The organism is Pseudomonas neuropathica (assembly GCF_051174785.1).
Taxonomy (GTDB): Bacteria; Pseudomonadota; Gammaproteobacteria; order Pseudomonadales; family Pseudomonadaceae; genus Aquipseudomonas; species Aquipseudomonas neuropathica_A.
Genome location: NZ_CP195111.1, coordinates 960,464 through 986,457, shown reverse-complemented (window position 1 = coordinate 986,457; position 25,994 = coordinate 960,464). Strand labels below are relative to the sequence as shown.

The following is a 25,994-nucleotide window of genomic DNA, read 5'->3' as shown; positions in this document are numbered from 1 at the left end:
CGTAGACAGCAAAACGCCCCGGCATCCGAGAATGGCGGGGCGTTTTGTGGTGTGCTTGCGGGCCTCTTCGCGAGCAGGCTCGCTCCCACAGGGGATCTCCAGCGGACACGACTTTTGTGTCAGAAAGAGATCCAATGTGGGAGCGAGCCTGCTCGCGAAAGCCGCACCTCGGTCTTAAGCCGAATGGCGAACCATGTCGACATGCGGAATCCCGGCTTCAAGGAATTCCTCGCTGACCAGGCTGAAGCCCAGGCGCTCATAGAACGCCGTGGCCTGCACCTGCGCGCTGAGCATCTGCTGCTTCAGGCCGCGCTCTTCCGCTTCAGCAATGACTGCTTGCATCAGCGCATCACCGACCTTCATACCGCGCCAGTCTTTCAGCACCGAAACGCGGCCAATGTGCCCGTCGGGCAACAAGCGCGCAGTGCCAATCGGAAAGTCGCCTTCAAACGCCAGAAAGTGCACGGCGGTCGCGTCATCCGCGTCCCATTCCAGCTCAGGTGGCACCGATTGCTCGGCGATGAACACCGTTTCACGAATGCGCCGGATCTCGGCGATGTCCTTCTGCCAGTCTGCGACACGTACGCGAATCTTATTCATCGGCGAACCCCAGGCTCCCTTGCTTGACCAACTGGCACAGCAGGCCGCAAGCGTCTTCGTCGTTCAGCCACTCACCGAGGTTGTCGGTGTGCAGGGCGTCAGCGGCGCAGATCAGCTTCAGCAGTTCGCGCAGCTTGCCCGGCAGGTAACGGCTCTGGCCGCTGGCGAACAGCAGCAGGTCGTCATCGACTTCCGACCAAGCCAGGCGCGCACTCGGGTTGCGGATCAGTATGGCGCCATCCTGCAGGGCGGCGAGGAAGTCTTCTTCTTCGATTTCTTCCGGGCCGGCCACCAGTTCTGGATAGCGCGGTTCGGTCATGTACTGGCCGAACCAGGTCAGCAGCAGGCGCTCGTCGCTCATGTGCTCGGCGAGCAGGGCTTTCAGGCGATCCAGTGCATCGTGTTGAATCTGGTGTGGATCGGCTGCTGGCTGTGCGTCGGCATCGGTGTAGCGCTCTTCGTCAGTCAGGAACTGGCTGAGGAAGTCGGTGAAGTGCGTCAGCACTTCGGAAGCGCTTGGTGCGCGGAAACCGACCGAGTAGGTCATGCAGTTGTCGACCGCGACACCGCAGTGAGCCAGACGTGGCGGCAGGTAGAGCATGTCGCCCGGTTCCAGCACCCACTCTTCGGTTTCGTGGAATTCAGCGAGGATGCGCAGATCCGCGTGTTGCAGCAGCGGGCTCTCGGAATCGCACATCTGGCCGATTTTCCAGTTGCGCTTGCCGTGGCCTTGCAGCAGGAACACGTCGTAGTTGTCGAAGTGCGGACCGACACTGCCACCCGGGGTGGCGAAGCTGATCATCACGTCGTCGACGCGCCAGCTCGGCAGGAAGCGGAAGTTTTCCAGCAGTTCGCTGACTTCCGGCACGAATTGGTCGACGGCCTGAACCAGCAGGGTCCACTCTTTTTCCGGCAGCTTGCTGAATTCGTCTTCAGCGAACGGGCCGCGACGCAGTTCCCATGGGCGCTCGCCGTGCTCGATCACCAGGCGCGATTCGACTTCTTCTTCCAGGGCCAGGCCGGCCAGTTCGTCGGCGTCGATCGGACTTTCGAAGTCAGGAATTGCCTGACGGATCAGTAGTGGCTTTTTCTGCCAGTAGTCGCGCAGGAATTCGCGTGCTGTGAGGCCGCCCAGAAGTTGAAGAGGAATATCGGAATTCATATGTAACCTATTGAAAAAAAGCACTTTTCAGACGGGAATAAAAACGCCCGGCGCGGCCGGGCGTCTCAAACGGATCAAGCGGTCGATCAGATGCGTTTGGCTTGCGCTACAGCGTTGCCGATGTAGTTGGCCGGGGTCAGTTGCTTGAGCTCGGCTTTCGCTTGCGCTGGCATGTCCAGGCCGTCGATGAAAGTCTGCAGCGCTTCAGGGCTGATGCCCTTGCCGCGGGTCAGTTCTTTCAGCTTCTCGTACGGGTTTTCGATGTTGTAGCGGCGCATCACGGTCTGGATCGGCTCAGCCAACACTTCCCAGCAAGCGTCGAGGTCAGCGGCAATCTTCTGCTCGTTGAGCTCCAGTTTGCTGATGCCTTTGAGGCTGGCTTCGTACGCGATCACGCTGTGGGCGAAGCCGACACCGAGGTTGCGCAGTACGGTGGAGTCGGTCAGGTCGCGCTGCCAGCGGGAGATCGGCAGTTTGCTCGCCAGGTGCTGGAACAGTGCGTTGGCGATGCCCAGGTTGCCTTCGGAGTTTTCGAAGTCGATCGGGTTGACCTTGTGCGGCATGGTCGACGAACCGATTTCACCAGCGATGGTGCGCTGTTTGAAATAACCCAGGGAGATGTAGCCCCAGATGTCGCGGTCGAAGTCGATCAAAATGGTATTGAAGCGCGCGATCGCGTCGAACAGCTCGGCGATGTAGTCGTGCGGTTCGATCTGCGTGGTGTACGGGTTGAAGCCCAGGCCCAGCTCGTCTTCGATGAAGGCGCGGGCGTTGGCTTCCCAGTCGATCTGCGGGTAGGCCGACAGGTGCGCGTTGTAGTTGCCGACAGCGCCGTTGATCTTGCCCAGCAGCGGCACGGCAGCGACTTGAGCGATCTGACGCTCGAGACGGTAAACCACGTTCGCCAGCTCTTTACCCAAAGTAGTCGGGGAGGCCGGTTGACCGTGGGTGCGCGACAGCATCGGCACGTCAGCGAAACGGATGGCCAGTTCGCGGATGGCGTTGGCAGTCTGGCGCATCAGCGGCAGCATCACATCGTCACGGCCTTCGCGCAGCATCAGGGCGTGGGACAGGTTGTTGATGTCTTCGCTGGTGCAGGCAAAGTGGATGAACTCGCTGACCTTGGCCAGCTCCGGCAGCTTGGCCGCTTGCTCTTTGAGCAAGTACTCGATCGCTTTGACGTCGTGGTTGGTGGTGCGCTCGATCTCTTTGACGCGCTCGGCGTGCTCCAGCGAGAAGTTTTCAGCCAGTTCATTGAGAACGGCGTTGGCCTCGGCGGAGAAGGCTGGCACTTCAGGAATACCAGCGTGGGCGGCCAGGCGCTGGAGCCAGCGCACTTCAACCAGAACACGGGCACGGATCAGGCCGTACTCGCTGAAAATCGGGCGCAGGGCCTGGGTTTTGCCGGCGTAGCGGCCGTCAACAGGGGAAACCGCAGTGAGCGAAGAAAGCTGCATGGGGTGTTCTCGGACAGTCGGGCAACGAAATGGGGCGCGTATCATACATGAAAAAATCCGCCGGTCCGTTGCCAACTGACCGGCGTATTACGCGTTACAGATTACAAAGCTTTTATTGCAGGGCGAATTACTCGCTGCGCATCAACGGATACAGCTCTTTGAGCAGCTTGCGTCGGCTGATCACCAACTGCCAGCGATGGCCGCCGAGCTGTCGCCACAGGCGCGCCGAACGAATGCCGGCAAGCAGCAGGGCGCGGATCTTCGAGGCATTGCTCGGCTGCTGCAGATTGCGCATGTCGCCATGCACCTGGATGCGTTGGCGCAGGGTGCTCAGGGTGTCCTGATACAGCGCGCCGCAAGCCGCGACCACGTTCTCGTGGGCCGGGCCGAAATGCTCGACCTGCGACTGGATCTGCGGCAAACGCTTACCGATGGTGTCGAGCATGTCGTTGCGCTTGGCCAGTTGACGCTCCAGACCGAGCATCGACAGGGCATAACGCAGTGGTTCGCGCTGCAAGGTGCTCGGGTCGCGCTCGAGGGCGCCGATCAGCGCGCGGTAACCCTCGCGCAGATTAATGTCATCGCCGCCGTACACATCCAGCGTGTCCTTCGGGTCGCGTACCAACAGGCTGCCGAGCATGCAGGTCAGTCCGGCTTCGTTGGTCTGGCCGGTCTTGGCGATCCGGTCGACCAGCACGGCGGCGAGAAACACGCCGCCGAGCGCGGTCAGTTGCTCCTGAGTCGGGCTCATGCCTGGCCGCTCCACGGCTCGGCCACTTCGATCACGCCGCCACCGAGGCAGATTTCTCCGTCGTAGAACACCACTGACTGGCCCGGCGTGACCGCACGTTGCGGCTCGTCGAACACAGCGCGGTAGCCGCTGGCGGTTTTTTCCAGGGTGCAGGCCTGATCGCTCTGGCGATAACGCACTTTCGCGGTCAGGCGCAGCGGCTGGCTCAGGTCGATCGGGTTGACCCAATAAATTTCCGAAGCGAGCAGGGCGCTGGAAAACAGCCACGGATGGTTGTTGCCCTGGCCGACGATCAGCTCGTTGGTATCGAGATCCTTGCGCAGCACGTACCACGGCTCATCGCCAGCGTCTTTCAAGCCGCCGATGCCGAGGCCCTGGCGCTGACCGATGGTGTGGTACATCAAGCCGTGGTGACGGCCGATGACGTCGCCTTCGGTGGTTTTGATCTCGCCCGGTTGCGCCGGCAGGTATTGTTTGAGGAAATCGCTGAAGCGACGCTCGCCGATGAAGCAGATCCCGGTGGAATCCTTCTTCTTGGCGGTCGCCAGCTCGTATTTCTCGGCAATCGCCCGAACTTGCGGCTTTTCCAGTTCGCCGACCGGGAACAGAGTCTTGGCGATCTGTTCGCCGCCAACGGCGTGCAGGAAGTAGCTTTGATCCTTGTTCGGATCGAGACCTTTGAGCAGTTCGGTGCGGCCATCGATGTCGCGGCGGCGCACGTAGTGGCCGGTGGCGATCAGGTCGGCGCCAAGCATCATGGCGTAATCAAGGAATGCCTTGAACTTGATCTCGCGGTTGCAGAGGATGTCCGGGTTCGGCGTACGACCGGCCTTGTATTCGGCGAGGAAGTGCTCGAACACGTTGTCCCAGTATTCGGCGGCGAAGTTGGCGGTGTGCAGCTTGATGCCGATCTTGTCGCAGACAGCCTGAGCATCCGCCAGGTCGTCCATGGCGGTGCAGTATTCCGTTCCGTCGTCTTCTTCCCAGTTCTTCATGAACAGGCCTTCCACCTCGTAACCCTGCTCGATCAGCAGGAGAGCGGAAACGGAAGAGTCCACGCCGCCGGACATGCCGACAATGACGCGCTTCTTGGATGTGTCAGAAGGGGCTGGATCACGCATAGGGATTCAATGAGTGTCTTGAAAAAGGACGCGATTCTAGCAGGCTCGCGGCCTCAAGGCTAAAGAGAAGGGCGGATCAGTTCGAGGCTGAAGTGATGACCGGCCAGATAATCGTCGATGCAACGGATGATCAGCTCGCTGCGCCAGTTGTCGCGTTGAGCGATTAATTCGTCGCGGGTCAGCCACTTGGCGCCGACAATGCCGTCATCGAGCTGGTAATCCGCGTTGTGTTTTACCGCTTTGGCGCTGAAGCAAACACGCTGATAGGTCACGCCGTTGCTCGGCGCGGTGTACAGGTAAATGCCGATGACGCCGGTGGGCTCGACGTCCCAGCCGGTTTCTTCGAGGGTCTCGCGGATGGCGGCGTCGATCAGGGTTTCGTCCGGGTCGAGATGGCCGGCGGGCTGGTTGAGTACGTTACGACCGGCTTTGTGTTCTTCAACCATCAGGAAGCGACCGTTGTCCTCGACGATGGTGGCGACGGTGATGTGGGGGAGCCATTCCATAGGATGTCCTCAAATATAGAATTGAAACCCAATCCCCCTGTGGGAGCGAGCCTGCTCGCGAAAGCGGTGTGTCAGTCAATGCAGATGCTGAATGATAAACCGCTTTCGCGAGCAGGCTCGCTCCCACAGGGTATTTGTATGCACTCTGAAAACACAAACCCCGGCACAAGGCCGGGGTTTGTTTACCGCGCTACAACCTTAAACCAGCGCAGCAATCGCCGCGTTGAGGGTTGCGCTTGGGCGCATCGCCTTGCTGATCAGCTCGGCATTGGCGTGGTAGTAACCGCCGATGTCGACTGGCTTGCCCTGAACGGCGTTGAGTTCGGCAACGATGGTTGCTTCGTTCTCGGTCAGGGTTTTCGCCAGAGTCGCGAACTGCGCTTGCAGTGCAGCGTCTTCAGTCTGGGCCGCCAGGGCCTGAGCCCAGTACATCGCCAGGTAGAAGTGGCTGCCGCGGTTGTCGATGTTGCCGACTTTGCGCGATGGCGACTTGTTGTTGTCGAGGAACTGGCCAGTGGCCTGATCCAGAGTCTTCGACAGTACCAGCGCTTTCGGGTTGTTGTAGTTCACACCCAGATGCTCAAGGGATGCTGCCAGTGCGAGGAACTCGCCCAGCGAATCCCAGCGCAGGAAGTTCTCTTCAACCAGTTGCTGCACGTGCTTCGGAGCCGAACCGCCAGCGCCGGTTTCGAACAGGCCGCCGCCGTTCATCAGCGGCACGATCGACAGCATCTTGGCGCTGGTGCCCAGTTCCATGATCGGGAACAGGTCGGTCAGGTAGTCGCGCAGTACGTTGCCGGTCACCGAAATGGTGTCCTTGCCTTCGCGGGTGCGCTGCAGGGTGTACTTCATGGCGTCGACCGGCGCCATGATCTGGATGTCCAGACCGGCAGTGTCGTGATCCTTCAGGTAGGCCTGAACTTTCTCGATCACTACGCCGTCGTGAGCGCGCATCGGGTCCAGCCAGAAGATCGCTGGCGTGCTGCTGGCGCGAGCGCGGTTGACGGCCAGTTTGACCCAGTCCTGGATCGGCGCGTCTTTGGTCTGGCACATGCGGAAGATGTCGCCGGCTTCAACAGCCTGTTCCATCAGCAGCTTGCCCTTGCTGTCGGTGACGCGAACCACGCCGTCAGTCTTGATCTGGAAGGTCTTGTCGTGCGAGCCGTACTCTTCGGCTTTTTTCGCCATTAGGCCAACGTTTGGCACGCTGCCCATAGTGGTCGGGTCGAAAGCGCCGTTGGCTTTGCAATCTTCGATCACGGCCTGGTAGATGGTCGCGTAGCAACGATCCGGGATGACTGCCTTGGTGTCGTGCAGCTGGCCGTCGGTGCCCCACATCTTGCCGGAGTCACGGATCATCGCTGGCATCGAGGCGTCGACGATCACGTCGCTCGGCACGTGCAGGTTGGTGATGCCTTTGTCGGAGTTGACCATCGCCAGCGATGGGCGAGCAGCGTAGACCGCTGCCATGTCAGCTTCGATCTGAGCTTGCTGCTCAGCCGGCAGGGCCTTGATGCGCGCGTACAGATCGCCGATGCCGTTGTTCAGGTTGAAACCGATCTCGGCCAGCACGGCAGCGTGCTTGGTCAGCGCGTCTTTATAGAACTCGGCAACGATCTGGCCGAACATGATCGGGTCGGAGACTTTCATCATGGTCGCTTTCAGGTGCACCGAGAGCAGCACGCCTTGCGCCTTGGCGCTTTCGATTTCAGCAGCGATGAACGCGCGCAGGGCGTTTTTGCTCATCACGGCGCAGTCGAGGATCTCGCCGGCCTGAACGGTGGTTTTTTCTTTCAGAACGGTAGCGGTACCGTCCTTGGCGATCAGCTCGATCTTCACAGCGTCAGCGGCGTCGATCAGGGCTGCTTTTTCGCTGCCGTAGAAATCGCCGGTGCTCATGTGAGCGACGTGGGACTTGGAGTCTTTGGCCCAGGCGCCCATTTTGTGCGGGTGCTTGCGCGCATAGTTCTTCACCGACAGCGGTGCGCGACGGTCGGAGTTGCCTTCACGCAGAACCGGATTCACGGCGCTGCCCTTGACCTTGTCGTAACGCGCCTTGGCGTCTTTGTCGGCGTCGCTGGTCACGGTTTCCGGGTAGTCCGGCAGGTTGTAACCCTGAGCTTGCAGCTCTTTGATCGCGGCTTGCAGCTGTGGCACCGAAGCGCTGATGTTCGGCAGCTTGATGATGTTGGCTTCAGGCGTAACGGCCAGGTCGCCCAGTTCGGCGAGGTGGTCGGCTACGGCTTTGTCGCCCAGTTGCTCGGGGAAGCTGGCCAGAATGCGCGCTGCAAGAGAGATATCGCGGGTTTCCACGGCGATATCGGCCGAGGCGGTGTAAGCCTCGATGATCGGCAGCAGGGAATAGGTGGCGAGGGCTGGAGCTTCGTCGGTGAAGGTATAGATGATCTTCGAGCGGGTGGGCATATTCGGATTAACTCTCTCTTCTTTGCTAAAGCGTGCGCAGAAACTCGAGGGGCGCCGGGTAAGCGCGTTCGTTCAAAGTCATCCATGAACCGAATGTCGAGATTCTTCGCGGTGATGTTGGGTGCATCAGTAGAGCGTCAAGCAGTCAGGCTGCGGTAACAACCCGACCAATCAGGCGGAAAGTCTCGTGCTAGAGAGGCCAGCCGTCGTGACCCTGTGGTCAGCGGGCGGCATTATACATAGGTAGCTGGCAATCTGCCGATGGTTCATATGCAACGATTCTCGTCCATTGGTCTAAAGGTAGCAGGGCAGGGTGGGGCGTAGAGTCGTCGGGAATGCTTGAGTTTGGCGCTTTTCCCTTTGCTTTCAGGCTTGTACGAAACGAGATGCAGGCGCGCCACGAACAGAGGGTTTGCGTGTTGATTTAACTGGGTTACGCTCGAACCAAGCCAGATGTTCAATCCAAACAATGGAGTTCAGCATGGGTTACAAGAAGATTCAGGTTCCAGCCGTCGGCGACAAAATCACCGTCAATGCAGACCATTCTCTCAATGTTCCTGATAACCCGATCATCCCCTTCATCGAAGGTGACGGCATTGGTGTCGACATCAGCCCGGTGATGATCAAGGTTGTCGATGCTGCAGTTCAAAAGGCATACGGCGGTAAACGCAAGATTTCCTGGATGGAAGTCTACGCCGGGGAAAAAGCCACTCAGGTTTACGATCAGGACACCTGGCTGCCTCAGGAAACCCTGGACGCAGTCAAGGATTACGTGGTTTCCATCAAAGGCCCGCTGACCACCCCGGTCGGTGGCGGCATCCGCTCGCTGAACGTGGCCCTGCGTCAGCAACTCGACCTGTACGTCTGCCTGCGCCCGGTGCGCTGGTTCGAAGGCGTGCCAAGCCCGGTGAAAAAGCCCGGCGACGTCGACATGACCATTTTCCGCGAGAACTCCGAAGACATCTATGCCGGCATTGAGTGGAAGGCCGGTTCGCCGGAAGCCACCAAGGTCATCAAATTCCTTAAAGAAGAAATGGGCGTCACCAAGATCCGTTTCGACGAAAACTGCGGCATCGGCGTCAAGCCGGTTTCGCTGGAAGGCACCAAACGTCTGGCGCGCAAGGCCCTGCAATATGTGGTCGATAACGACCGCGATTCGCTGACCATCGTGCACAAAGGCAACATCATGAAGTTCACCGAAGGTGCCTTCAAAGAGTGGGCCTACGAAGTGGCCGCTGAAGAATTCGGCGCGACCCTGCTCGACGGCGGCCCGTGGATGCAGTTCAAAAACCCGAAAACCGGTAAGAACGTTGTGGTCAAAGATGCCATCGCCGACGCCATGCTTCAGCAGATCCTGCTGCGCCCGGCTGAATACGATGTAATCGCGACGCTTAACCTGAACGGTGACTACCTTTCCGACGCTCTGGCGGCGGAAGTGGGCGGTATCGGTATCGCGCCGGGCGCCAACCTGTCCGACACCGTGGCGATGTTCGAAGCCACTCACGGTACGGCACCGAAGTACGCCGGCAAGGATCAGGTGAATCCGGGTTCGCTGATTCTGTCGGCCGAGATGATGCTGCGCCACATGGGCTGGACTGAGGCGGCGGATCTGATCATCAAAGGCACCAACGGCGCCATCGGTGCCAAGACCGTGACCTATGACTTCGAGCGTCTGATGGATGGAGCGAAGCTGGTTTCGTCTTCGGGCTTCGGGGATGCGTTGATTTCGCATATGTAAGAAATGCAGGCACATAAAAACCGCCTGACTCGTTGAATTGAGTCAGGCGGTTTTTTATGGCTGAAAATTCAGTGGCGTCAGTTGGTCACTTTTTCTTCGTGGGTGGCGACCGGGGTCGCTTCTTTGGCCACGTCTGCCGAGCAGATCTTCACTGCGTGAAGGCCTTTGGGGCCTTGAACAATATCGAAACTCACCACTTGTCCGGCCTTGAGGGTTTTATACCCGTCCATCTCAATGGCGGAGTAGTGCGCAAAGAAATCAATCTCTTTGCCATCCTCATCGCGGCCTTCACGGGCGTCGGTATTGATAAAGCCGAATCCCTTGGCATTGTTGAACCATTTCACCTTGCCGACAGCCATGCTCAAATCCCTCTGCAACAGACTCCATCGCTGGAGTATCATCCAATTCATCCGCAATCTTATTCGTTAAAAGAATTGACTCCGCGGATCTTTTTTACCCACTGTGGGCTCTATTGGTTGTAACACCGTTTTCCCGATAGTCAAGGTGACCGGGCAGTCGGAGTTGAAAACGTGGACAACCGCCCCCACCACTGTAATTGCACAACTGACGAACCTTTCTTTCCATGCATGCAATCAGCCAGATTCGACTAACATTCAATCAGGATCGCCCGCTTCTCCAAAAGGATCTTCCACAGGAGCACGACGACGATTCGGCAGGCGTTGCTGTTCAGGAAGCAAAGCCTGCGTTACAGGCGCCGCCGATGTACAAGGTGGTTTTGTTCAACGATGACTACACACCGATGGATTTCGTCGTCGAAGTGCTCGAGGTGTTTTTTAACCTGAATCGCGAGCTGGCGACCAAGGTCATGCTGGCCGTCCACACAGAAGGACGGGCAGTATGTGGAGTGTTTACCCGCGACATCGCCGAGACAAAGGCCATGCAGGTCAACCAGTACGCCAGGGAAAGCCAGCATCCGCTACTCTGTGAAATCGAGAAGGACGGTTAATCGCCGACCACTTGGGTATGAGGTGAAGCTATGTTAAACCGCGAGCTCGAAGTCACCCTCAATCTAGCCTTCAAGGAGGCTCGTTCGAAACGTCATGAATTCATGACCGTCGAACACCTTTTGCTGGCCCTATTGGACAATGAGGCTGCCGCCACCGTTTTGCGTGCCTGCGGCGCAAACCTCGACAAACTCAAGCATGACCTGCAGGAGTTCATCGACTCCACCACGCCATTGATCCCCGTTCATGACGAAGATCGTGAAACCCAGCCAACCCTGGGCTTCCAGCGTGTACTGCAACGTGCTGTTTTCCACGTACAGAGCTCGGGCAAACGCGAAGTGACTGGCGCCAACGTGCTGGTTGCAATCTTCAGTGAGCAAGAGAGTCAGGCAGTGTTCCTGCTGAAACAGCAGAGCGTTGCGCGCATTGATGTCGTCAACTACATCGCACACGGCATCTCGAAAGTGCCGGGGCATGGCGATCACTCTGAAGGTGAACAAGATATGCAGGACGACGAGGGCGGTGAGTCTTCTTCTTCAGGCAATCCTCTGGATGCTTATGCCAGCAACCTCAACGAACTCGCGCGTCAGGGTCGAATAGATCCGCTGGTCGGCCGTGAGTCGGAAGTCGAGCGTGTCGCGCAGATTCTCGCGCGCCGGCGTAAAAATAATCCGCTGCTGGTTGGCGAAGCAGGCGTGGGTAAAACCGCGATTGCCGAAGGCCTGGCCAAGCGCATTGTCGACAACCAGGTGCCGGATCTGTTGGCCAACAGCGTTGTTTACTCTCTTGACCTCGGTGCTCTGCTCGCGGGCACCAAGTATCGCGGTGATTTCGAGAAGCGCTTCAAGGCGTTGCTCAATGAACTGAAAAAACGTCCGCAGGCGATTCTGTTTATCGATGAGATCCACACCATCATCGGTGCCGGCGCTGCGTCCGGTGGCGTGATGGACGCTTCGAATCTGCTCAAACCGCTGCTGTCGTCTGGCGACATTCGCTGCATCGGCTCAACCACGTTCCAGGAATTCCGTGGCATCTTCGAGAAGGATCGTGCCTTGGCGCGTCGCTTTCAGAAGGTCGATGTCGTCGAGCCGTCGGTGGAAGACACCATCGGCATCCTGCGCGGCCTGAAAGGGCGTTTCGAGCAGCACCACAACATCGAGTACAGCGATGAGTCGTTGCGTGCCGCTGCTGAACTGGCGTCGCGCTACATCAATGACCGGCATATGCCGGACAAGGCCATCGACGTGATCGACGAGGCGGGCGCCTACCAGCGTCTGCAACCGGTCGAAAAACGTGTGAAGCGCATTGAAGTGCCGCAGGTTGAAGACATTGTCGCGAAAATCGCGCGGATTCCACCTAAACACGTCACCAGTTCCGACAAGGAGCTGCTGCGCAACCTGGAACGTGATCTGAAGCTGACGGTGTTTGGTCAGGACGCGGCGATCGATTCGCTGTCGACTGCGATCAAACTATCGCGTGCGGGTCTTAAGTCGCCTGACAAGCCAGTCGGTTCGTTCCTGTTCGCAGGTCCGACCGGTGTTGGTAAAACCGAGGCTGCGCGGCAACTGGCCAAGGCGTTGGGGATCGAGCTGGTGCGCTTCGACATGTCCGAGTACATGGAACGTCACACCGTCTCGCGTCTGATCGGTGCGCCTCCAGGTTATGTCGGTTTCGACCAGGGCGGCCTGTTGACCGAAGCGATCACCAAGCAGCCGCACTGCGTATTGCTGCTCGATGAAATCGAGAAGGCGCACCCGGAAGTCTTCAACCTGCTGCTGCAGGTGATGGACCACGGTACGCTGACCGACAACAACGGGCGCAAGGCTGACTTCCGCAACGTGATTGTGATCATGACCACTAACGCCGGTGCCGAAACGGCTGCTCGGGCTTCGATCGGTTTCACCCATCAGGACCACTCGTCTGATGCGATGGAAGTGATCAAGAAGAGCTTCACGCCGGAGTTCCGTAACCGTCTGGACACCATTATCCAGTTTGGTCGCCTCAGTCATGAGGTCATCAAAAGTGTGGTGGACAAGTTCCTTACCGAGCTTCAGGCGCAGTTGGAAGACAAGCGTGTGCTGCTTGAGGTCACTGATGCCGCGCGTAGCTGGCTGGCGGCGGGAGGTTATGACTCGGCAATGGGCGCACGTCCGATGGCGCGTCTGATCCAGGACAAGATCAAGCGTCCGTTGGCGGAGGAGATTCTGTTTGGCGAGCTGGCCGAGCATGGCGGTGTGGTGCACATCGACATCAAGGATGGTGAGTTGACGTTTGACTTCGAGACCACTGCTGAGATGGCCTGACGGCTTGATGTTGATTGGGAAGGCGCCTTCGGGCGCCTTTTTGTTGTCTGGTGTTTTTGTGTGAATATCCGTTGCTGCGGTGATGGCTTATTACGGTTTCGCCCTTACGGCGACTCACTTTTTTTCAAACGCCAAAAAAAGTAAGCAAAAAACGCTTGCTCCTACGTGCGGCCCGCTCGCTGGGGCTCGGGGTCCCTTCGCTGCGGGATCGATCCGGGCGCAGCGTCTACGGTTTGCTTCGCTGCACCTCCTCCCGCTGTGTTTGGCTGCGCCAAACGGTCGCTGCGCTCCCACGCCCGGATCAATCCCTCCACTCAGCCTTCCGACGTCGCCCGTGGATCAAGATCAAGAGCAGGCGAGCTGGCACTCGGCCTATTGAGTGGTGAAGAGCGGGTGTTCGGCTTTGGTTTTGTGGTGGATTCACCCCTCATCGGAACGCCGCCCGCCCAGCCCTCTCCCCGAGGAGGGGGAGCCGATTTGTGGGCCTTTCAGAATCTGAGTTCGACTCGATATCGCACGTCGGCGTAGCTCTCCCAAACACCCTGGTCAGTCCTCTCTATATCCCGGAGTGGAGGGAGAGGGGCCGATTTGTGTGTTTTTCAAAACCTGAGTTCAACGCGGTATCGCACGTCGGCGCAGCTCTCCCAAACACCGCGATCAGTCCCCTCTCCCTCCGGGAGAGGGCTAGGGTGAGGGGCTCTTGATCTGGCTCTTGATCTTGCTTTGGTTTTTGATTTTTTGCCCCTTCGGCAGGCCGAGCGAAGGTGTTCATCCGGGGGTAGGCGCGCAGCGCCGTGCGGCGAAGCCGCATTCATCGAGAGGAGGTGCAGCGAAGCAAACCGTAGGCGATGCCCCCGGATGGACACCGTAGCTCGGGAACCCCGAGCCCCAGCGAGCGGGCCGTACGCCAGGGGCAAAGCCTTTTGGTTCCTTTTTGGCGTTTGAAAAAGGGACTCGCTGTAAGAGCGAAACCGCCAGCGGCAGCACCCGAGAAAACGGATATGCCCCCAAACCCCAAACCCCAAACCCCAAAACGCAGACAAACAAAAACGCCCGGCATAAACCGGGCGTTCTGTATTGACTTGATTAACGAGCGCGGTAAGTGATGCGCCCTTTGCTCAAGTCATAGGGCGTCAGCTCGACGCGCACTTTGTCACCGGTAAGAATACGAATGTAGTTCTTGCGCATCTTGCCGGAAATATGCGCGGTTACGACGTGCCCATTTTCCAACTCCACACGAAACATGGTGTTGGGCAGGGTGTCGACGACAGTGCCTTCCATTTCGAAGCTGTCTTCTTTCGACATGCAGTAAAGCCCTCGGTATCCAATGAATGGCCCGGTGCAACTGCGCCAGGCAAAAGCGGCGTGCATTGTGCCCGAAAAATGGGGTTTACGCCAAGGGGTTTACGGCTTGGGTTTAGTTGAGGATGACCCAGCGCTGATTAATCAGCAATTCGATGGGGCGATATTGCGTCTTGTAGTTCATCTTTTTGCAGTTCTTGATCCAGTAACCGAGGTACACCGCTTCAAGCCCGAGACGCTGTGCCTCGGCGATTTGCCAGAGGATGGCAAATCGGCCAAGACTACGGCGTTCTTCGGCAGGTTCGTAGAAGGTGTACACCGCTGACAACCCGTTCGGCAGTAAATCGGTCACCGCCACGGCGAGCAACCGTCCGTCGAGTCGGAATTCGTAAAATCGCGAGAAGGGCAGATCGCGTACCAGAAAAGTCGAGAATTGATCACGGCTCGGCGGGTACATGTCGCCGTCGGCGTGACGTTGTTCGATATAACGCTGGTACAGATCGAAATATTCTTCGCTGAACTGCGGTTTGGCCGGGCGCACCTGCAAATCCGTGTTGCGTTTGAAAATCCGCTTCTGCTGACGATTGGGTGTGAACTGCGCCACCGGAATGCGCGCAGGCACGCACGCATTGCAGTTCTGGCAATGCGGGCGGTACAGATGATCGCCGCTGCGACGAAAGCCCATTTCCGACAGGTCTGCGTAGACATGCACATCCATGGGCTGGCTCGGATCGAGGAACAGGGTCGTGGCCTGCTCCTCGGGCAGATAACTGCAAGAGTGAGGCTGAGTGGCATAGAACTTCAAGCGCGCCAACTCGGTCATGATCAACCCTCGGGATAAGCTGGTGAATTAAGTGTAAGCCACGCGCGCAAAAGTCGCTCAGCAAACCCAGGTGGCACGATTGGGTTGATCCAGGTGATTTGCCAGATAGTCGGCGAATTGCTGACGAGGAATCGCCCGCGCGCCGAGGCTGTGCAGATGATCGGTCGGCATCTGGCAATCGATCAGCACGAATCCCGAGTCTTTCAGATGGCGCACCAGGGTGGCAAAGCCGAATTTCGAGGCATTGTCGGCGCGGCTGAACATCGATTCGCCGAAAAACAGTTGGCCCATCGCCAGGCCGTACAGGCCGCCGACCAGTTCGCCCTGATCCCAGACCTCCACCGAATGCGCGAAGCCGCGACGATGCAGTTCAACGTAAGCGTCCTGCATGGCTTCGGTGATCCAGGTGCCGTCGGCGTAATCCCGTGGCGCGGCGCAGGCGCGGATCACAGCGTCGAAGTCTCGATCGAAGGTCACTTGGTAGCGTTCCTGGCGCAGCAGTTTGCCAAGGCTGCGCGAGACATGCAGTTCGTCGGGAAACAACACCGTGCGCGGATCCGGCGACCACCAGAGAATCGGCTGGCCTTCGGAAAACCATGGAAAACAGCCATGGTGATAAGCCTGAATCAGTCGATCGGCCGACAGATCGCCACCTGCGGCGAGCAGTCCGTTGGGGTCGCGCATGGCCTTTTCCAGTGGTGGAAAAGTCAGGGAATTACGTTGTAACCAAGTCAGCATGGCATCCAGGCTTGCAGAAGGGGAGGGCGGTGCGGGTTGTCTGGCCCGCGATAAAGTGTGCCGTTAAATGACCGGAATGTCGTCCAGATACTTCTCGGCATCGAGTGCGGCCATGCAGCCGGCGCCCGCCGACGTCACCGCCTGGCGGTAAACGTGGTCGGCTACATCACCGGCGGCAAACACCCCGGGAATCCCGGTGGAGGTCGCGTCGCCGTCGCTGCCACCCTTTACCTGCAAGTAACCGTCGCGCATCGGCAGTTGCCCTTGAAACAGGTCGGTGTTGGGTTTGTGGCCGATGGCGATGAACACGCCGGCCAGCGCCAGTTCAGCGGTTTCACCCGTGTGGCTGTCACGCAATCGCGCGCCGGTGACGCCGCTGGCATCGCCCAGCACTTCGTCGAGATTCTGATTCCAGTGCAGGCGCACATTGCCGTTCGCGGCTTTCTCGAACAGTTTGTCCTGTAGGATTTTCTCCGAACGCAGTTTGTCGCGGCGGTGGATCAGGTGTACCTCCTTGGCGATGTTCGACAGGTACAGTGCTTCCTCGACGGCGGTATTGCCGCCGCCCACGACCGCGACCACCTGATTGCGATAGAAAAAGCCGTCACAGGTCGCACAAGCAGAAACACCTCGACCGGCAAAGGCTTCTTCCGAGGGCAGGCCCAGGTATTGCGCCGAGGCGCCTGTAGCAATGATCAGCGCATCGCAGGTGTAAGTGCCGCTGTCGCCAGTGAGCTCGAACGGTCGCTGCTGCAACTTGGCGGTGTGGATGTGGTCGTAAACGATCTCTGTGGCAAAGCGTTCGGCGTGCTTCTGCATGCGTTCCATCAGCACCGGGCCGGTAAGGCCTTCGACGTCACCGGGCCAGTTGTCGACTTCAACGGTGGTGGTGAGCTGGCCACCTGCCTGCAAGCCGGTAATGACCACGGGTTTGAGGTTGGCGCGAGCGGCATACACGGCGGCGCTGTAACCGGCCGGACCGGAGCCGAGGATGATCAGGCGTGAATGCTTCGCTACGTTCATCAAATACACCTCATAAGCCTTTGTCACAAAAGGTAATGCATGCTCAAATTGAGTCGCGGGTTCTGTGTGCTTGACTATGCTCAGTCCTGAGGCTTGAAGCATGGCATCAGACGCACAAACCCGTACAATGCCTGGCTGTTACAGAATATTCGCGGTGCGTTGTGTTTATAAAAAGCGCGACGCAGTGTTAAAAGTAGTCTCAGTTGCGCTCGTTCACTTTTTTACCTGCCTGGATTGGGCAGTTTTTTATCGTCATTCAATAGATGGACGCGCCTCGGGCGCAGGAAAAGAAGCGTTTTGAAGAAATCCACCGAAGCACCAAAAACAGTCGTTCCGCTCTGGCGCCAACAGTTGCACTACCGGCTCAAGGAAGGTGCATTGATCGCCATCGGTGCCTTGTGCCTGTTCCTGATGATGGCTTTGCTGACCTACGGCAAGGACGATCCAGGCTGGAGCCACAACAGCAAGATCGACGATGTACAGAATTTCGGCGGCCCGGCGGGCTCGTACAGCGCCGACATCCTGTTCATGGTGCTCGGTTACTTCGCATACATCTTCCCGTTGCTGCTGGCGATCAAGGCCTATCAGATCTTCCGCCAGCGCCACGAGCCGTGGCAATGGAGCGGCTGGCTGTTCTCCTGGCGTCTGATCGGTCTGGTGTTCCTGGTACTTTCCGGCGCGGCGCTGGCGCATCTGCATTTCCACGCAGCGTCGGGTCTGCCGGCAGGTGCGGGCGGCGCGCTGGGCGAAAGCCTCGGCAATCTGGCGAAGAACGCGTTGAACATTCAGGGCAGCACGCTGTTGTTCATTGCTCTGTTCCTGTTTGGCCTGACGGTGTTCACTGACCTGTCGTGGTTCAAGGTGATGGACATCACCGGCAAGATCACCCTCGATCTATTCGAACTGTTCCAGGGCGCCCTCAACCGCTGGTGGTCGGCGCGTACCGAACGCAAGCAACTGGTCGCGCAACTGCGTGAAGTCGACGATCGCGTGCATGACGTGGTCGCTCCGACGGTCACCGACAAGCGCGAGCAGGCCAAAGTCAAAGAACGCCTGATCGAACGTGAGCAAGCCCTGAGCAAGCACATGTCCGATCGCGAGAAACAAGTGCCGCCGGTTATCGCCCCGGCCCCGGCCAAGGCGCCTGAGCCAAGCAAGCGCGTGCAGAAAGAGAAACAGGTGCCGTTGTTCGTCGACAGCGCCGTGGAAGGCACCTTGCCGCCGATCTCGATTCTCGATCCTGCAGAAAAGAAACAACTCAATTACTCACCGGAATCCCTGGCGGCGGTCGGCCACTTGCTGGAGATCAAGCTCAAGGAGTTCGGTGTCGAGGTCACGGTGGATTCGATCCACCCGGGCCCGGTGATTACCCGTTACGAAATTCAGCCTGCCGCCGGCGTAAAAGTCAGCCGCATCGCCAACCTCGCCAAAGACCTTGCGCGTTCTCTGGCGGTGACCAGTGTGCGGGTGGTCGAGGTGATTCCCGGCAAGACCACCGTCGGTATCGAGATCCCCAACGAAGACCGGCAGATCGTGCGCTTCTCCGAAGTGCTGTCGACGCCTGAGTACGATAATTTCAAATCGCCGGTCACCCTGGCACTCGGTCATGACATCGGCGGCAAACCGGTCATCACCGACCTGGCGAAGATGCCGCACTTGCTGGTGGCTGGTACCACCGGTTCCGGTAAGTCGGTGGGTGTGAACGCGATGATCCTGTCGATCCTGTTCAAGTCCGGCCCGGAAGACGCCAAGCTGATCATGATCGACCCGAAAATGCTGGAACTGTCGATCTACGAAGGCATTCCGCATTTGCTGTGCCCGGTCGTGACCGACATGAAGGACGCTGCCAACGCCCTGCGCTGGAGCGTTGCCGAGATGGAGCGCCGCTACAAGCTGATGGCGAAGATGGGCGTGCGTAACCTCTCTGGCTTCAACGCCAAGGTCAAGGAAGCCCAGGACGCCGGCGAGCCGTTGAGCGACCCGCTGTACAAACGCGAAAGCATCCACGACGAAGCGCCATTGCTGCAAAAGCTGCCGACCATCGTTGTGGTGGTCGACGAATTCGCCGACATGATGATGATCGTCGGCAAGAAAGTTGAAGAACTGATCGCCCGTATCGCCCAGAAGGCGCGTGCCGCCGGTATTCACTTGATCCTTGCAACCCAGCGGCCGTCGGTGGACGTGATCACCGGTCTGATCAAGGCCAACATTCCAACCCGTATGGCGTTCCAGGTGTCGAGCAAGATCGACTCGCGGACCATCATCGACCAGGGCGGCGCCGAACAACTGCTCGGCCACGGTGACATGCTCTACATGCCGCCGGGCACCAGCCTGCCGATCCGGGTTCACGGTGCATTCGTATCCGACGATGAGGTACACCGTGTGGTCGAAGCGTGGAAACTGCGCGGCGCACCGGAATACAACGACGACATCCTCAACGGTGTCGAAGAAGCCGGCAGCGGTTTTGAAGGCAGCAGCGGTGGTGGCGACGGCGATGATCCGGAAGCCGACGCGCTGTATGACGAAGCGGTACAGTTCGTACTCGAAAGCCGTCGCGCCTCGATTTCCGCGGTACAGCGCAAGCTGAAGATCGGCTACAACCGCGCCGCACGGATGATCGAAGCCATGGAAATGGCCGGGGTCGTCACGTCAATGAACACCAACGGTTCGCGTGAAGTCCTGGCCCCGGGCCCGGTACGCGACTGATTCCAAAGCAAGAGGCGGGACAATGATGTGCCGCCGCTCTCCCAACGAGTATTCAAGAGGACTCCCATGCGTCTTATCCGCATGTTGCTGCCAGTACTGGCGCTGACCACTCTCACGGCCCACGCCGATGACAAGGACGTGGCGCGTCTGACCCAATTGCTGGAAACATCCAAGACCCTGAGTGCGAACTTCTCGCAGCTGACCCTCGACGGCAGCGGCACGCAGTTGCAGGAAACCACCGGCAACATGACCCTGCAGCGTCCAGGCCTGTTCTACTGGCACACCAATGCGCCAGCCGAGCAGACCATGGTGTCTGATGGCAAGAAGGTCACCCTGTGGGACCCGGATCTGGAACAGGCGACCATCAAGAAGCTTGATGAGCGTCTGACCCAGACCCCGGCGCTGCTGCTGTCCGGTGATGTGTCAAAGATCAGCCAGAGCTTCGACATCAGCGCGAAAGAGGCGGGCGGTGTGATCGACTTCACTTTGAAGCCGAAAACAAAGGACACCCTGTTCGACAATCTCCGTCTGTCGTTCCGCAACGGTCTGCTCAATGATATGCAACTGATCGACAGTGTCGGCCAGCGCACCAACATCCTGTTTACCGGGGTCAAGGCCAACGAACCGGTATCGCCGTCCAAGTTCAAGTTCGACATCCCCAAGGGTGCGGACGTGATCCAAGAATAAACCCAAAGCCCCTGTGGGAGCGAGCCTGCTCGCGAAAGCGATATTTCATCCAGCATTAATAGTGACTGATACACCGCTTTCGCGAGCAGGCTCGCTCCCACAAGGGCAAATGATCGACTTGATCAAATAGAGGTTTCAACGCTACGTGATGGATCTGTTTCGCAGTGCACCGATTGCCCAGCCACTGGCCGCGCGTTTGCGTGCGGCCAATCTGGATGAGTACGTCGGTCAGGAGCACGTGCTTGCTCGCGGCAAGCCTCTGCGTGAGGCGCTGGAGCAGGGTGCCCTGCATTCGATGATCTTCTGGGGCCCGCCGGGTGTGGGTAAAACCACGCTGGCGCGGTTGCTTGCGGAAGTCTCTGATGCGCATTTTGAAACGGTCTCGGCGGTGCTCGCCGGGGTCAAGGAAATCCGTCAGGCCGTCGAGATCGCCAAGCAGCAGGCCGGCCAGTACGGCAAGCGCACGATTCTGTTTGTCGATGAAGTGCACCGTTTCAACAAATCCCAGCAGGACGCATTCCTGCCGTACGTTGAAGACGGCACGCTGATCTTCATCGGCGCCACCACCGAAAACCCTTCGTTCGAACTCAACAACGCTCTGTTGTCGCGCGCGCGAGTCTACGTGCTGAAAAGCCTCGACGAAGCGGCGCTGCGCAAACTGGTGCACCGTGCACTTACTGAAGAGCGCGGTCTGGGTAAGCGCAATCTGACGCTGAACGACGAAGGCTTCCAGATGTTGCTGTCGGCCGCCGATGGCGATGGCCGGCGTTTGCTCAATCTGCTGGAAAACGCCTCGGATCTGGCCGAAGACAACAGCGAAATCGGCACCGAGCTGCTGCAAAGCCTGCTCGGCGACACGCGTCGGCGTTTCGACAAGGGTGGCGAAGCGTTCTACGACCAGATCTCGGCGCTGCACAAATCGGTGCGCGGCTCCAACCCTGACGGCGCGCTGTACTGGTTTGCGCGGATGATCGACGGTGGTTGCGATCCGCTGTACCTGGCGCGGCGTGTGGTGCGCATGGCCAGCGAAGACATCGGCAATGCTGATCCGCGCGCGCTGAGCCTGTGCCTCGCGGCGTGGGAAGTGCAGGAACGTCTCGGCAGCCCGGAAGGCGAGTTGGCGGTGGCCCAGGCCATTACTTATCTGGCCTGCGCGCCGAAAAGCAACGCGGTGTACATGGGCTTCAAGACCGCTCTGCGTGCCGCTGCCGAGAACGGCTCGCTGGAAGTGCCGCTGCACCTGCGCAATGCGCCAACCAAACTGATGAAACAATTGGGCTACGGTGACGAATACCGCTACGCCCACGACGAACCGGACGCCTACGCTGCCGGCGAAGACTATTTCCCGGAAGAGCTCGAACCGATTCCGTTCTACCAACCGGTGCCGCGCGGCCTGGAATTGAAGATCGGCGAGAAGCTCAACCACCTCGCCCAACTCGACCGTTTAAGCCCTCGGCAGCGGAGAAAATAGTGCTTCCATTGATTGTTGCGGTCTCCGTCGGCGGTGTCGCTGGCACCTTGTTGCGCTTCGCCACCGGCAATTGGGTCAACGCCAATTGGCCGCGGCACTTCTATACCGCGACGCTGGCCGTTAATATCGTGGGCTGTCTGCTGATTGGCGTGTTGTACGGCCTGTTTTTGATACGCCCGGAAGTGCCGATCGAGGTACGCGCCGGGTTGATGGTCGGCTTCCTCGGGGGGCTGACGACTTTTTCATCCTTTTCACTGGATACGGTGCGCCTGCTGGAAAGCGGGCAAGTGCTGCTGGCCCTGGGCTATGCGGCACTCAGCGTATTCGGCGGGCTGCTCGCGACATGGGCTGGCCTGTCTCTGACCAAACTTTGATAACGAGAAACCGACATGCTCGATTCCAAACTGTTACGTAGCAACCTTCAGGACGTAGCGGACCGCCTGGCTTCCCGTGGCTTTGCCCTGGATACCGCGCGCATCGAAGCGCTGGAAGAACAGCGCAAGACCGTCCAGACCCGCACCGAAGCACTGCAGGCTGAGCGTAACGCGCGTTCCAAATCCATCGGTCAGGCCAAGCAACGCGGCGAAGACATCGCGCCGTTGATGGCGGACGTCGAGCGCATGGCGGGCGAACTGAGTGCCGGTAAAGTCGAGCTGGACGCGATCCAGACCGAACTGGACTCGATCCTGCTCGGCATTCCGAACCTGCCACATGAATCCGTGCCGGTCGGCAAAGACGAAGACGACAACGTTGAAGTGCGCCGCTGGGGCACGCCGACCGCTTTCGATTTCGAAGTGAAAGACCACGTGGCGCTGGGCGAGAAGTTCGGCTGGCTGGATTTCGAAACCGCCGCCAAGCTGTCCGGCGCCCGTTTTGCCCTGCTGCGTGGCCCGATCGCGCGTCTGCACCGCGCACTGGCGCAGTTCATGATCAACCTGCACGTTAACGAGCACGGCTACGAAGAGGCTTACACGCCTTATCTGGTCCAGGCGCCGGCGCTGCAAGGCACCGGTCAACTGCCGAAGTTCGAAGAAGACCTGTTCAAGATCGCCCGTGAAGGCGAAGCCGATCTGTACCTGATTCCGACCGCCGAAGTGTCGCTGACCAACATCGTTGCCGGCGAAATCGTCGATTCGAAACTGCTGCCGATCAAGTTCGTGGCGCACACCCCGTGCTTCCGCAGCGAAGCCGGCGCATCGGGCCGCGACACTCGCGGCATGATCCGTCAGCACCAGTTCGACAAAGTTGAAATGGTCCAGATCGTTGAGCCATCGCAATCGATGGAAGCGCTGGAGGGCCTGACCGCCAACGCCGAAAAAGTTCTGCAACTGCTCGGTCTGCCTTACCGCACCCTGGCGCTGTGCACCGGCGACATGGGCTTCAGCGCGGTCAAGACTTACGACCTCGAAGTGTGGATCCCGAGCCAGGACAAGTACCGCGAAATCTCCTCGTGCTCGAACTGCGGAGACTTCCAGGCGCGTCGTATGCAAGCGCGTTTCCGCAACCCGGAAACAGGCAAGCCTGAGCTGGTGCACACCTTGAACGGTTCGGGTCTGGCTGTTGGCCGTACGCTGGTTGCCGTGCTGGAAAACTACCAGCAGGCCGATGGTTCGATCCGTGTGCCGGACGTGCTGAAGCCGTACATGGGTGGCCTTGAGGTCATCGGCTAAATGAAATATCTGCCGCTGTTTCACAACCTGCGCGGCAGTCGTGTGTTGGTCGTCGGTGGGGGGGAAATTGCCTTGCGCAAATCCCGCCTGCTGGCCGATGCCGGTGCGCTGCTGCGGGTGGTCGCACCTGAAGTCGAAACGCAACTGCGTGAGCTGGTCACCGCTTCTGGTGGTGAATGCCTGTTACGCGGTTACGTTGAGGCGGATCTGGACGGTTGCGGGCTGATTATCGCCGCCACCGACGATGAGACGCTCAACGCACAAGTCTCCACCGATGCTCACAAGCGCTGCGTGCCGGTCAACGTGGTCGACGCGCCGGCCTTGTGCAGCGTGATCTTCCCGGCGATCGTCGATCGTTCGCCGCTGATCATTGCGGTGTCCAGTGGCGGTGACGCACCGGTACTGGCGCGGTTGATTCGCGCCAAGATCGAAACCTGGATTCCTTCGACTTACGGTCAGTTGGCCGGGCTGGCGGCGCGTTTCCGCAATCAGGTGAAAGGCCTGTTTCCGGATGTGCAGCAGCGTCGTGGTTTCTGGGAAGACGTGTTTCAGGGGCCGATTGCCGACCGGCAACTGGCCGGACAGGGCGCTGAAGCCGAGCGTCTGCTGCAAGCCAAGATCGATGGTGAAGCCATGGTCACGACCGGTGAGGTGTATCTGGTCGGCGCGGGCCCGGGCGATCCGGATCTGCTGACGTTCAAGGCTTTGCGTCTGATGCAGCAAGCCGACGTGGTGCTCTACGACCGTTTGGTTGCACCTGCGATTCTTGAGCTGTGCCGTCGCGATGCCGAGCGGGTTTATGTCGGCAAACGTCGTGCTGATCACGCCGTGCCGCAGGATCAGATCAACCAGCAACTGGTCGATCTGGCCAAGGCCGGCAAACGCGTGGTCCGGTTGAAAGGCGGTGATCCGTTTATCTTCGGCCGTGGCGGCGAAGAGATCGAAGAGCTGGCCGCTCACGGCATTCCATTTCAGGTGGTGCCCGGTATTACGGCGGCCAGTGGTTGCGCGGCGTATGCCGGGATTCCGCTGACGCACCGTGATTACGCGCAGTCGGTGCGCTTTGTCACCGGCCATTTGAAGGACGGTTCCACTGATCTGCCATGGGTCGACCTTGTCGCCCCGGCGCAGACGCTGGTGTTTTACATGGGCCTGGTCGGCTTGCCGGTTATCTGCGAACAATTGATCAAGCATGGTCGTTCAGCCGATACCCCGGCGGCATTGATTCAGCAGGGCACCACGGTCAATCAGCGAGTCTTTACCGGCACGCTGGCCGATCTGCCGCGATTGGTGGCGGAGCATGAAGTGCATGCGCCGACACTGGTGATCGTGGGAGAAGTTGTGCAACTACGCGAGAAACTGGCGTGGTTCGAAGGGGCTCAGGCGCAGGTCTGAAAAACCGAGTTGACCCATTCGCGAGCAAGCTCGCTCCCACCGGGGATTTGTGAACGACACAGATCCAATGTGGGAGCGAGCTTGCTCGCGAAGAGGCCTTCCAAAACCCTATAAATGTCAGCCTCTGCGCCAAACCCCTTTGCCGCTCAACCGCGTCCGATCATGCGCCACGGCGAAATCCTGCTCCGGCCCCTTCGGCACAATGCCCGTCGGGTTAATCGTCTTGTGACTGCCGTAGTAGTGATTCTTGATGTGCTGAAAATCCACCGTCTCGGCAATCCCCGGCCACTGATACACCTCACGCAGCCAGTTCGACAGATTCGGGTAATCGGCAATCCGCTGCAGGTTGCACTTGAAGTGCCCGTGATACACCGCGTCAAACCGGATGATCGTAGTGAACAGGCGCACGTCAGCTTCAGTGAGGTATTCGCCGCTCAGATAGCGGTTTGCGCTTAAAACGCCTTCAAGGTGATCGAGTTCGGCAAACACCTCATCGAACGCTTCTTCATAAGCCTGTTGCGACGTCGCAAAGCCTGCGCGGTACACGCCGTTGTTCACCGCCGGATAGATTCGCTCGTTCAGCGCATCGATCTCGCCGCGTAACGGCGCCGGGTAGAAATCCAGATCATTGCCGGTCAGATCATCAAACGCGCTGTTGAACATGCGGATGATTTCCGCCGATTCATTGCTGACGATGCGTTTGAGCTTCTTGTCCCACAGCACCGGCACAGTAACGCGGCCGGTGTAATCGGTCGTGTCGGCGGTATAGCGTTGGTGCATGAAGTCGAAGCCGTCGAGTTTGTCGCCCGTCGAGCCGAGCGCCGTGTCGAAGGTCCAGCCGTGTTCCAGCATCAACCAACTGACCACCGAAACGTCGATCAGATTTTCCAGGCCTTTGAGCTTGCGCAGGATCAACGTGCGATGCGCCCATGGACAGGCGAGGGAAACGTAGAGGTGATAGCGCCCGGCTTCAGCGGCAAAACCGCCTTCACCGCTGGGGCCCGGTTCGCCGTTGGCGGTGACCCAATTGCGGCGCTTGGCCTGTTCGCGCTGGAACGCGCCGTCCTTGCTGCTTTCGTACCACTTGTCTTGCCAGTGGCCGTCGACGAGTAAACCCATGATCAAGACTCCGTAAACCAATAATCGTTGGAG

At 59.0% G+C, this 25,994-nt stretch carries 22 protein-coding genes; 9 read left to right on the top strand and 13 right to left on the bottom strand.

The window, feature by feature from the left end; translation table 11 throughout:
* Nucleotides 1–174 precede the first annotated feature (174 nt).
* The 7 genes from ACRRSD_RS04540 to ACRRSD_RS04510 form a co-directional block, all read right to left on the bottom strand.
* A complete protein-coding gene (locus ACRRSD_RS04540) occupies nt 175–600 on the bottom strand; it encodes a GNAT family N-acetyltransferase (RefSeq protein ID WP_034155132.1) in 426 nt (141 codons plus the stop codon).
* Nucleotides 593–1,762, bottom strand: a complete 1,170-nt coding sequence (locus tag ACRRSD_RS04535; RefSeq protein WP_435037289.1) for a JmjC domain-containing protein — start codon at nt 1,760–1,762, stop codon at nt 593–595. The genes ACRRSD_RS04540 and ACRRSD_RS04535 overlap by 8 nt, the downstream gene beginning before the upstream one ends.
* Nucleotides 1,763–1,848: 86 nt before the next feature.
* The gene (gene purB, locus ACRRSD_RS04530) at nt 1,849–3,219 is read right to left on the bottom strand and encodes an adenylosuccinate lyase (RefSeq protein WP_016987412.1); all 1,371 of its coding nucleotides are present in this window, start codon (nt 3,217–3,219) and stop codon (nt 1,849–1,851) included.
* A 127-nt stretch (nt 3,220–3,346) separates the two neighbouring features.
* Complete coding sequence (gene hflD / locus ACRRSD_RS04525; RefSeq protein ID WP_435037288.1) at nt 3,347–3,970, bottom strand: high frequency lysogenization protein HflD; 624 nt, start codon at nt 3,968–3,970, stop codon at nt 3,347–3,349.
* On the bottom strand, nt 3,967–5,091 hold the full coding sequence (gene mnmA, locus ACRRSD_RS04520) for a tRNA 2-thiouridine(34) synthase MnmA (RefSeq protein WP_435037287.1): 1,125 nt from the start codon (nt 5,089–5,091) through the stop codon (nt 3,967–3,969). Before mnmA ends, hflD begins: the two co-directional genes overlap by 4 nt.
* A 59-nt stretch (nt 5,092–5,150) precedes the next feature.
* On the bottom strand, nt 5,151–5,597 hold the full coding sequence (locus ACRRSD_RS04515) for an NUDIX hydrolase (RefSeq protein ID WP_038362629.1): 447 nt from the start codon (nt 5,595–5,597) through the stop codon (nt 5,151–5,153).
* A 198-nt stretch (nt 5,598–5,795) separates the two neighbouring features.
* Nucleotides 5,796–8,021, bottom strand: a complete 2,226-nt coding sequence (locus ACRRSD_RS04510; RefSeq protein WP_435037286.1) for an NADP-dependent isocitrate dehydrogenase — start codon at nt 8,019–8,021, stop codon at nt 5,796–5,798.
* Nucleotides 8,022–8,502: 481 nt separating this feature from the next.
* Between ACRRSD_RS04510 and icd the strand changes: the two genes are divergently transcribed.
* Nucleotides 8,503–9,759: an NADP-dependent isocitrate dehydrogenase gene (gene icd, locus ACRRSD_RS04505; protein WP_034155137.1), complete on the top strand. Its 1,257-nt coding sequence runs from the start codon at nt 8,503–8,505 to the stop codon at nt 9,757–9,759.
* A gap of 77 nt (nt 9,760–9,836) precedes the next feature.
* On the opposite strand, the gene ACRRSD_RS04500 is transcribed toward icd, so the two are convergent.
* Complete coding sequence (locus tag ACRRSD_RS04500) at nt 9,837–10,118, bottom strand: cold shock domain-containing protein (RefSeq protein WP_435037285.1); 282 nt, start codon at nt 10,116–10,118, stop codon at nt 9,837–9,839.
* A 224-nt stretch (nt 10,119–10,342) separates the two neighbouring features.
* Here ACRRSD_RS04500 and clpS point away from each other — a divergent pair, with 224 nt between their 5' ends.
* The gene (gene clpS / locus ACRRSD_RS04495) at nt 10,343–10,726 is read left to right on the top strand and encodes an ATP-dependent Clp protease adapter ClpS (RefSeq protein ID WP_011334948.1); all 384 of its coding nucleotides are present in this window, start codon (nt 10,343–10,345) and stop codon (nt 10,724–10,726) included.
* 30 nt (nt 10,727–10,756) lie between these two features.
* Nucleotides 10,757–13,027 carry an ATP-dependent Clp protease ATP-binding subunit ClpA gene (clpA, locus tag ACRRSD_RS04490; protein ID WP_016987404.1) on the top strand — a complete coding sequence of 757 codons (2,271 nt, stop codon included), beginning with the start codon at nt 10,757–10,759 and terminating at the stop codon, nt 13,025–13,027.
* A 1,086-nt stretch (nt 13,028–14,113) separates the two neighbouring features.
* On the opposite strand, the gene infA is transcribed toward clpA, so the two are convergent.
* The 4 genes from infA to trxB all read right to left on the bottom strand — a co-directional run bounded on the left by infA (nt 14,114) and on the right by trxB (nt 16,913).
* Complete coding sequence (gene infA / locus ACRRSD_RS04485; protein WP_002553999.1) at nt 14,114–14,332, bottom strand: translation initiation factor IF-1; 219 nt, start codon at nt 14,330–14,332, stop codon at nt 14,114–14,116.
* Nucleotides 14,333–14,444: 112 nt separating this feature from the next.
* Nucleotides 14,445–15,152 carry an arginyltransferase gene (locus tag ACRRSD_RS04480; protein WP_007908064.1) on the bottom strand — a complete coding sequence of 236 codons (708 nt, stop codon included), beginning with the start codon at nt 15,150–15,152 and terminating at the stop codon, nt 14,445–14,447.
* A gap of 57 nt (nt 15,153–15,209) precedes the next feature.
* Nucleotides 15,210–15,890: a leucyl/phenylalanyl-tRNA--protein transferase gene (gene aat / locus ACRRSD_RS04475; RefSeq protein WP_435037284.1), complete on the bottom strand. Its 681-nt coding sequence runs from the start codon at nt 15,888–15,890 to the stop codon at nt 15,210–15,212.
* A 63-nt stretch (nt 15,891–15,953) separates the two neighbouring features.
* The gene (gene trxB / locus ACRRSD_RS04470) at nt 15,954–16,913 is read right to left on the bottom strand and encodes a thioredoxin-disulfide reductase (RefSeq protein ID WP_435037283.1); all 960 of its coding nucleotides are present in this window, start codon (nt 16,911–16,913) and stop codon (nt 15,954–15,956) included.
* Nucleotides 16,914–17,210: 297 nt separating this feature from the next.
* Here trxB and ACRRSD_RS04465 point away from each other — a divergent pair, with 297 nt between their 5' ends.
* From ACRRSD_RS04465 to cysG, 6 genes are all read left to right on the top strand, one after another.
* Nucleotides 17,211–19,619: a DNA translocase FtsK gene (locus tag ACRRSD_RS04465; protein WP_034155142.1), complete on the top strand. Its 2,409-nt coding sequence runs from the start codon at nt 17,211–17,213 to the stop codon at nt 19,617–19,619.
* A gap of 66 nt (nt 19,620–19,685) precedes the next feature.
* Complete coding sequence (gene lolA / locus ACRRSD_RS04460; RefSeq protein WP_127928929.1) at nt 19,686–20,306, top strand: outer membrane lipoprotein chaperone LolA; 621 nt, start codon at nt 19,686–19,688, stop codon at nt 20,304–20,306.
* 148 nt (nt 20,307–20,454) lie between these two features.
* Nucleotides 20,455–21,777, top strand: coding sequence for a replication-associated recombination protein A (locus ACRRSD_RS04455; RefSeq protein WP_435037282.1), 1,323 nt, complete (start codon nt 20,455–20,457; stop codon nt 21,775–21,777).
* Entirely contained in the window at nt 21,777–22,151 is a 375-nt protein-coding gene (gene crcB, locus ACRRSD_RS04450; protein ID WP_095118232.1) for a fluoride efflux transporter CrcB, read from the top strand. Before ACRRSD_RS04455 ends, crcB begins: the two co-directional genes overlap by 1 nt.
* Nucleotides 22,152–22,166: 15 nt before the next feature.
* Nucleotides 22,167–23,447, top strand: coding sequence for a serine--tRNA ligase (serS, locus tag ACRRSD_RS04445; protein WP_038369693.1), 1,281 nt, complete (start codon nt 22,167–22,169; stop codon nt 23,445–23,447).
* On the top strand, nt 23,448–24,842 hold the full coding sequence (cysG, locus tag ACRRSD_RS04440) for a siroheme synthase CysG (RefSeq protein WP_435037281.1): 1,395 nt from the start codon (nt 23,448–23,450) through the stop codon (nt 24,840–24,842).
* A gap of 117 nt (nt 24,843–24,959) precedes the next feature.
* Here the strand turns inward: cysG and ACRRSD_RS04435 are convergent, their stop codons facing one another.
* Nucleotides 24,960–25,961, bottom strand: coding sequence for a glutathione S-transferase family protein (locus ACRRSD_RS04435; RefSeq protein ID WP_435037280.1), 1,002 nt, complete (start codon nt 25,959–25,961; stop codon nt 24,960–24,962).
* Nucleotides 25,962–25,994: the final 33 nt, after the last annotated feature.

Excerpts from the sequence above, each read along its gene's own strand:
- ACRRSD_RS04540 (WP_034155132.1), bottom strand. The coding sequence starts at position 600 with ATGAATAAGATTCGCGTACGTGTCGCAGACTGGCAGAAGGACATCGCC.
- ACRRSD_RS04535 (WP_435037289.1), bottom strand. The coding sequence starts at position 1,762 with ATGAATTCCGATATTCCTCTTCAACTTCTGGGCGGCCTCACAGCACGC.
- purB (WP_016987412.1), bottom strand. The coding sequence starts at position 3,219 with ATGCAGCTTTCTTCGCTCACTGCGGTTTCCCCTGTTGACGGCCGCTAC.
- hflD (WP_435037288.1), bottom strand. The coding sequence starts at position 3,970 with ATGAGCCCGACTCAGGAGCAACTGACCGCGCTCGGCGGCGTGTTTCTC.
- mnmA (WP_435037287.1), bottom strand. The coding sequence starts at position 5,091 with ATGCGTGATCCAGCCCCTTCTGACACATCCAAGAAGCGCGTCATTGTC.
- ACRRSD_RS04515 (WP_038362629.1), bottom strand. The coding sequence starts at position 5,597 with ATGGAATGGCTCCCCCACATCACCGTCGCCACCATCGTCGAGGACAAC.
- ACRRSD_RS04510 (WP_435037286.1), bottom strand. The coding sequence starts at position 8,021 with ATGCCCACCCGCTCGAAGATCATCTATACCTTCACCGACGAAGCTCCA.
- icd (WP_034155137.1), top strand. The coding sequence starts at position 8,503 with ATGGGTTACAAGAAGATTCAGGTTCCAGCCGTCGGCGACAAAATCACC.
- ACRRSD_RS04500 (WP_435037285.1), bottom strand. The coding sequence starts at position 10,118 with ATGGCTGTCGGCAAGGTGAAATGGTTCAACAATGCCAAGGGATTCGGC.
- clpS (WP_011334948.1), top strand. The coding sequence starts at position 10,343 with ATGCATGCAATCAGCCAGATTCGACTAACATTCAATCAGGATCGCCCG.
- clpA (WP_016987404.1), top strand. The coding sequence starts at position 10,757 with ATGTTAAACCGCGAGCTCGAAGTCACCCTCAATCTAGCCTTCAAGGAG.
- infA (WP_002553999.1), bottom strand. The coding sequence starts at position 14,332 with ATGTCGAAAGAAGACAGCTTCGAAATGGAAGGCACTGTCGTCGACACC.
- ACRRSD_RS04480 (WP_007908064.1), bottom strand. The coding sequence starts at position 15,152 with ATGACCGAGTTGGCGCGCTTGAAGTTCTATGCCACTCAGCCTCACTCT.
- aat (WP_435037284.1), bottom strand. The coding sequence starts at position 15,890 with ATGCTGACTTGGTTACAACGTAATTCCCTGACTTTTCCACCACTGGAA.
- trxB (WP_435037283.1), bottom strand. The coding sequence starts at position 16,913 with ATGAACGTAGCGAAGCATTCACGCCTGATCATCCTCGGCTCCGGTCCG.
- lolA (WP_127928929.1), top strand. The coding sequence starts at position 19,686 with ATGCGTCTTATCCGCATGTTGCTGCCAGTACTGGCGCTGACCACTCTC.
- ACRRSD_RS04455 (WP_435037282.1), top strand. The coding sequence starts at position 20,455 with ATGGATCTGTTTCGCAGTGCACCGATTGCCCAGCCACTGGCCGCGCGT.
- serS (WP_038369693.1), top strand. The coding sequence starts at position 22,167 with ATGCTCGATTCCAAACTGTTACGTAGCAACCTTCAGGACGTAGCGGAC.
- cysG (WP_435037281.1), top strand. The coding sequence starts at position 23,448 with ATGAAATATCTGCCGCTGTTTCACAACCTGCGCGGCAGTCGTGTGTTG.
- ACRRSD_RS04435 (WP_435037280.1), bottom strand. The coding sequence starts at position 25,961 with ATGGGTTTACTCGTCGACGGCCACTGGCAAGACAAGTGGTACGAAAGC.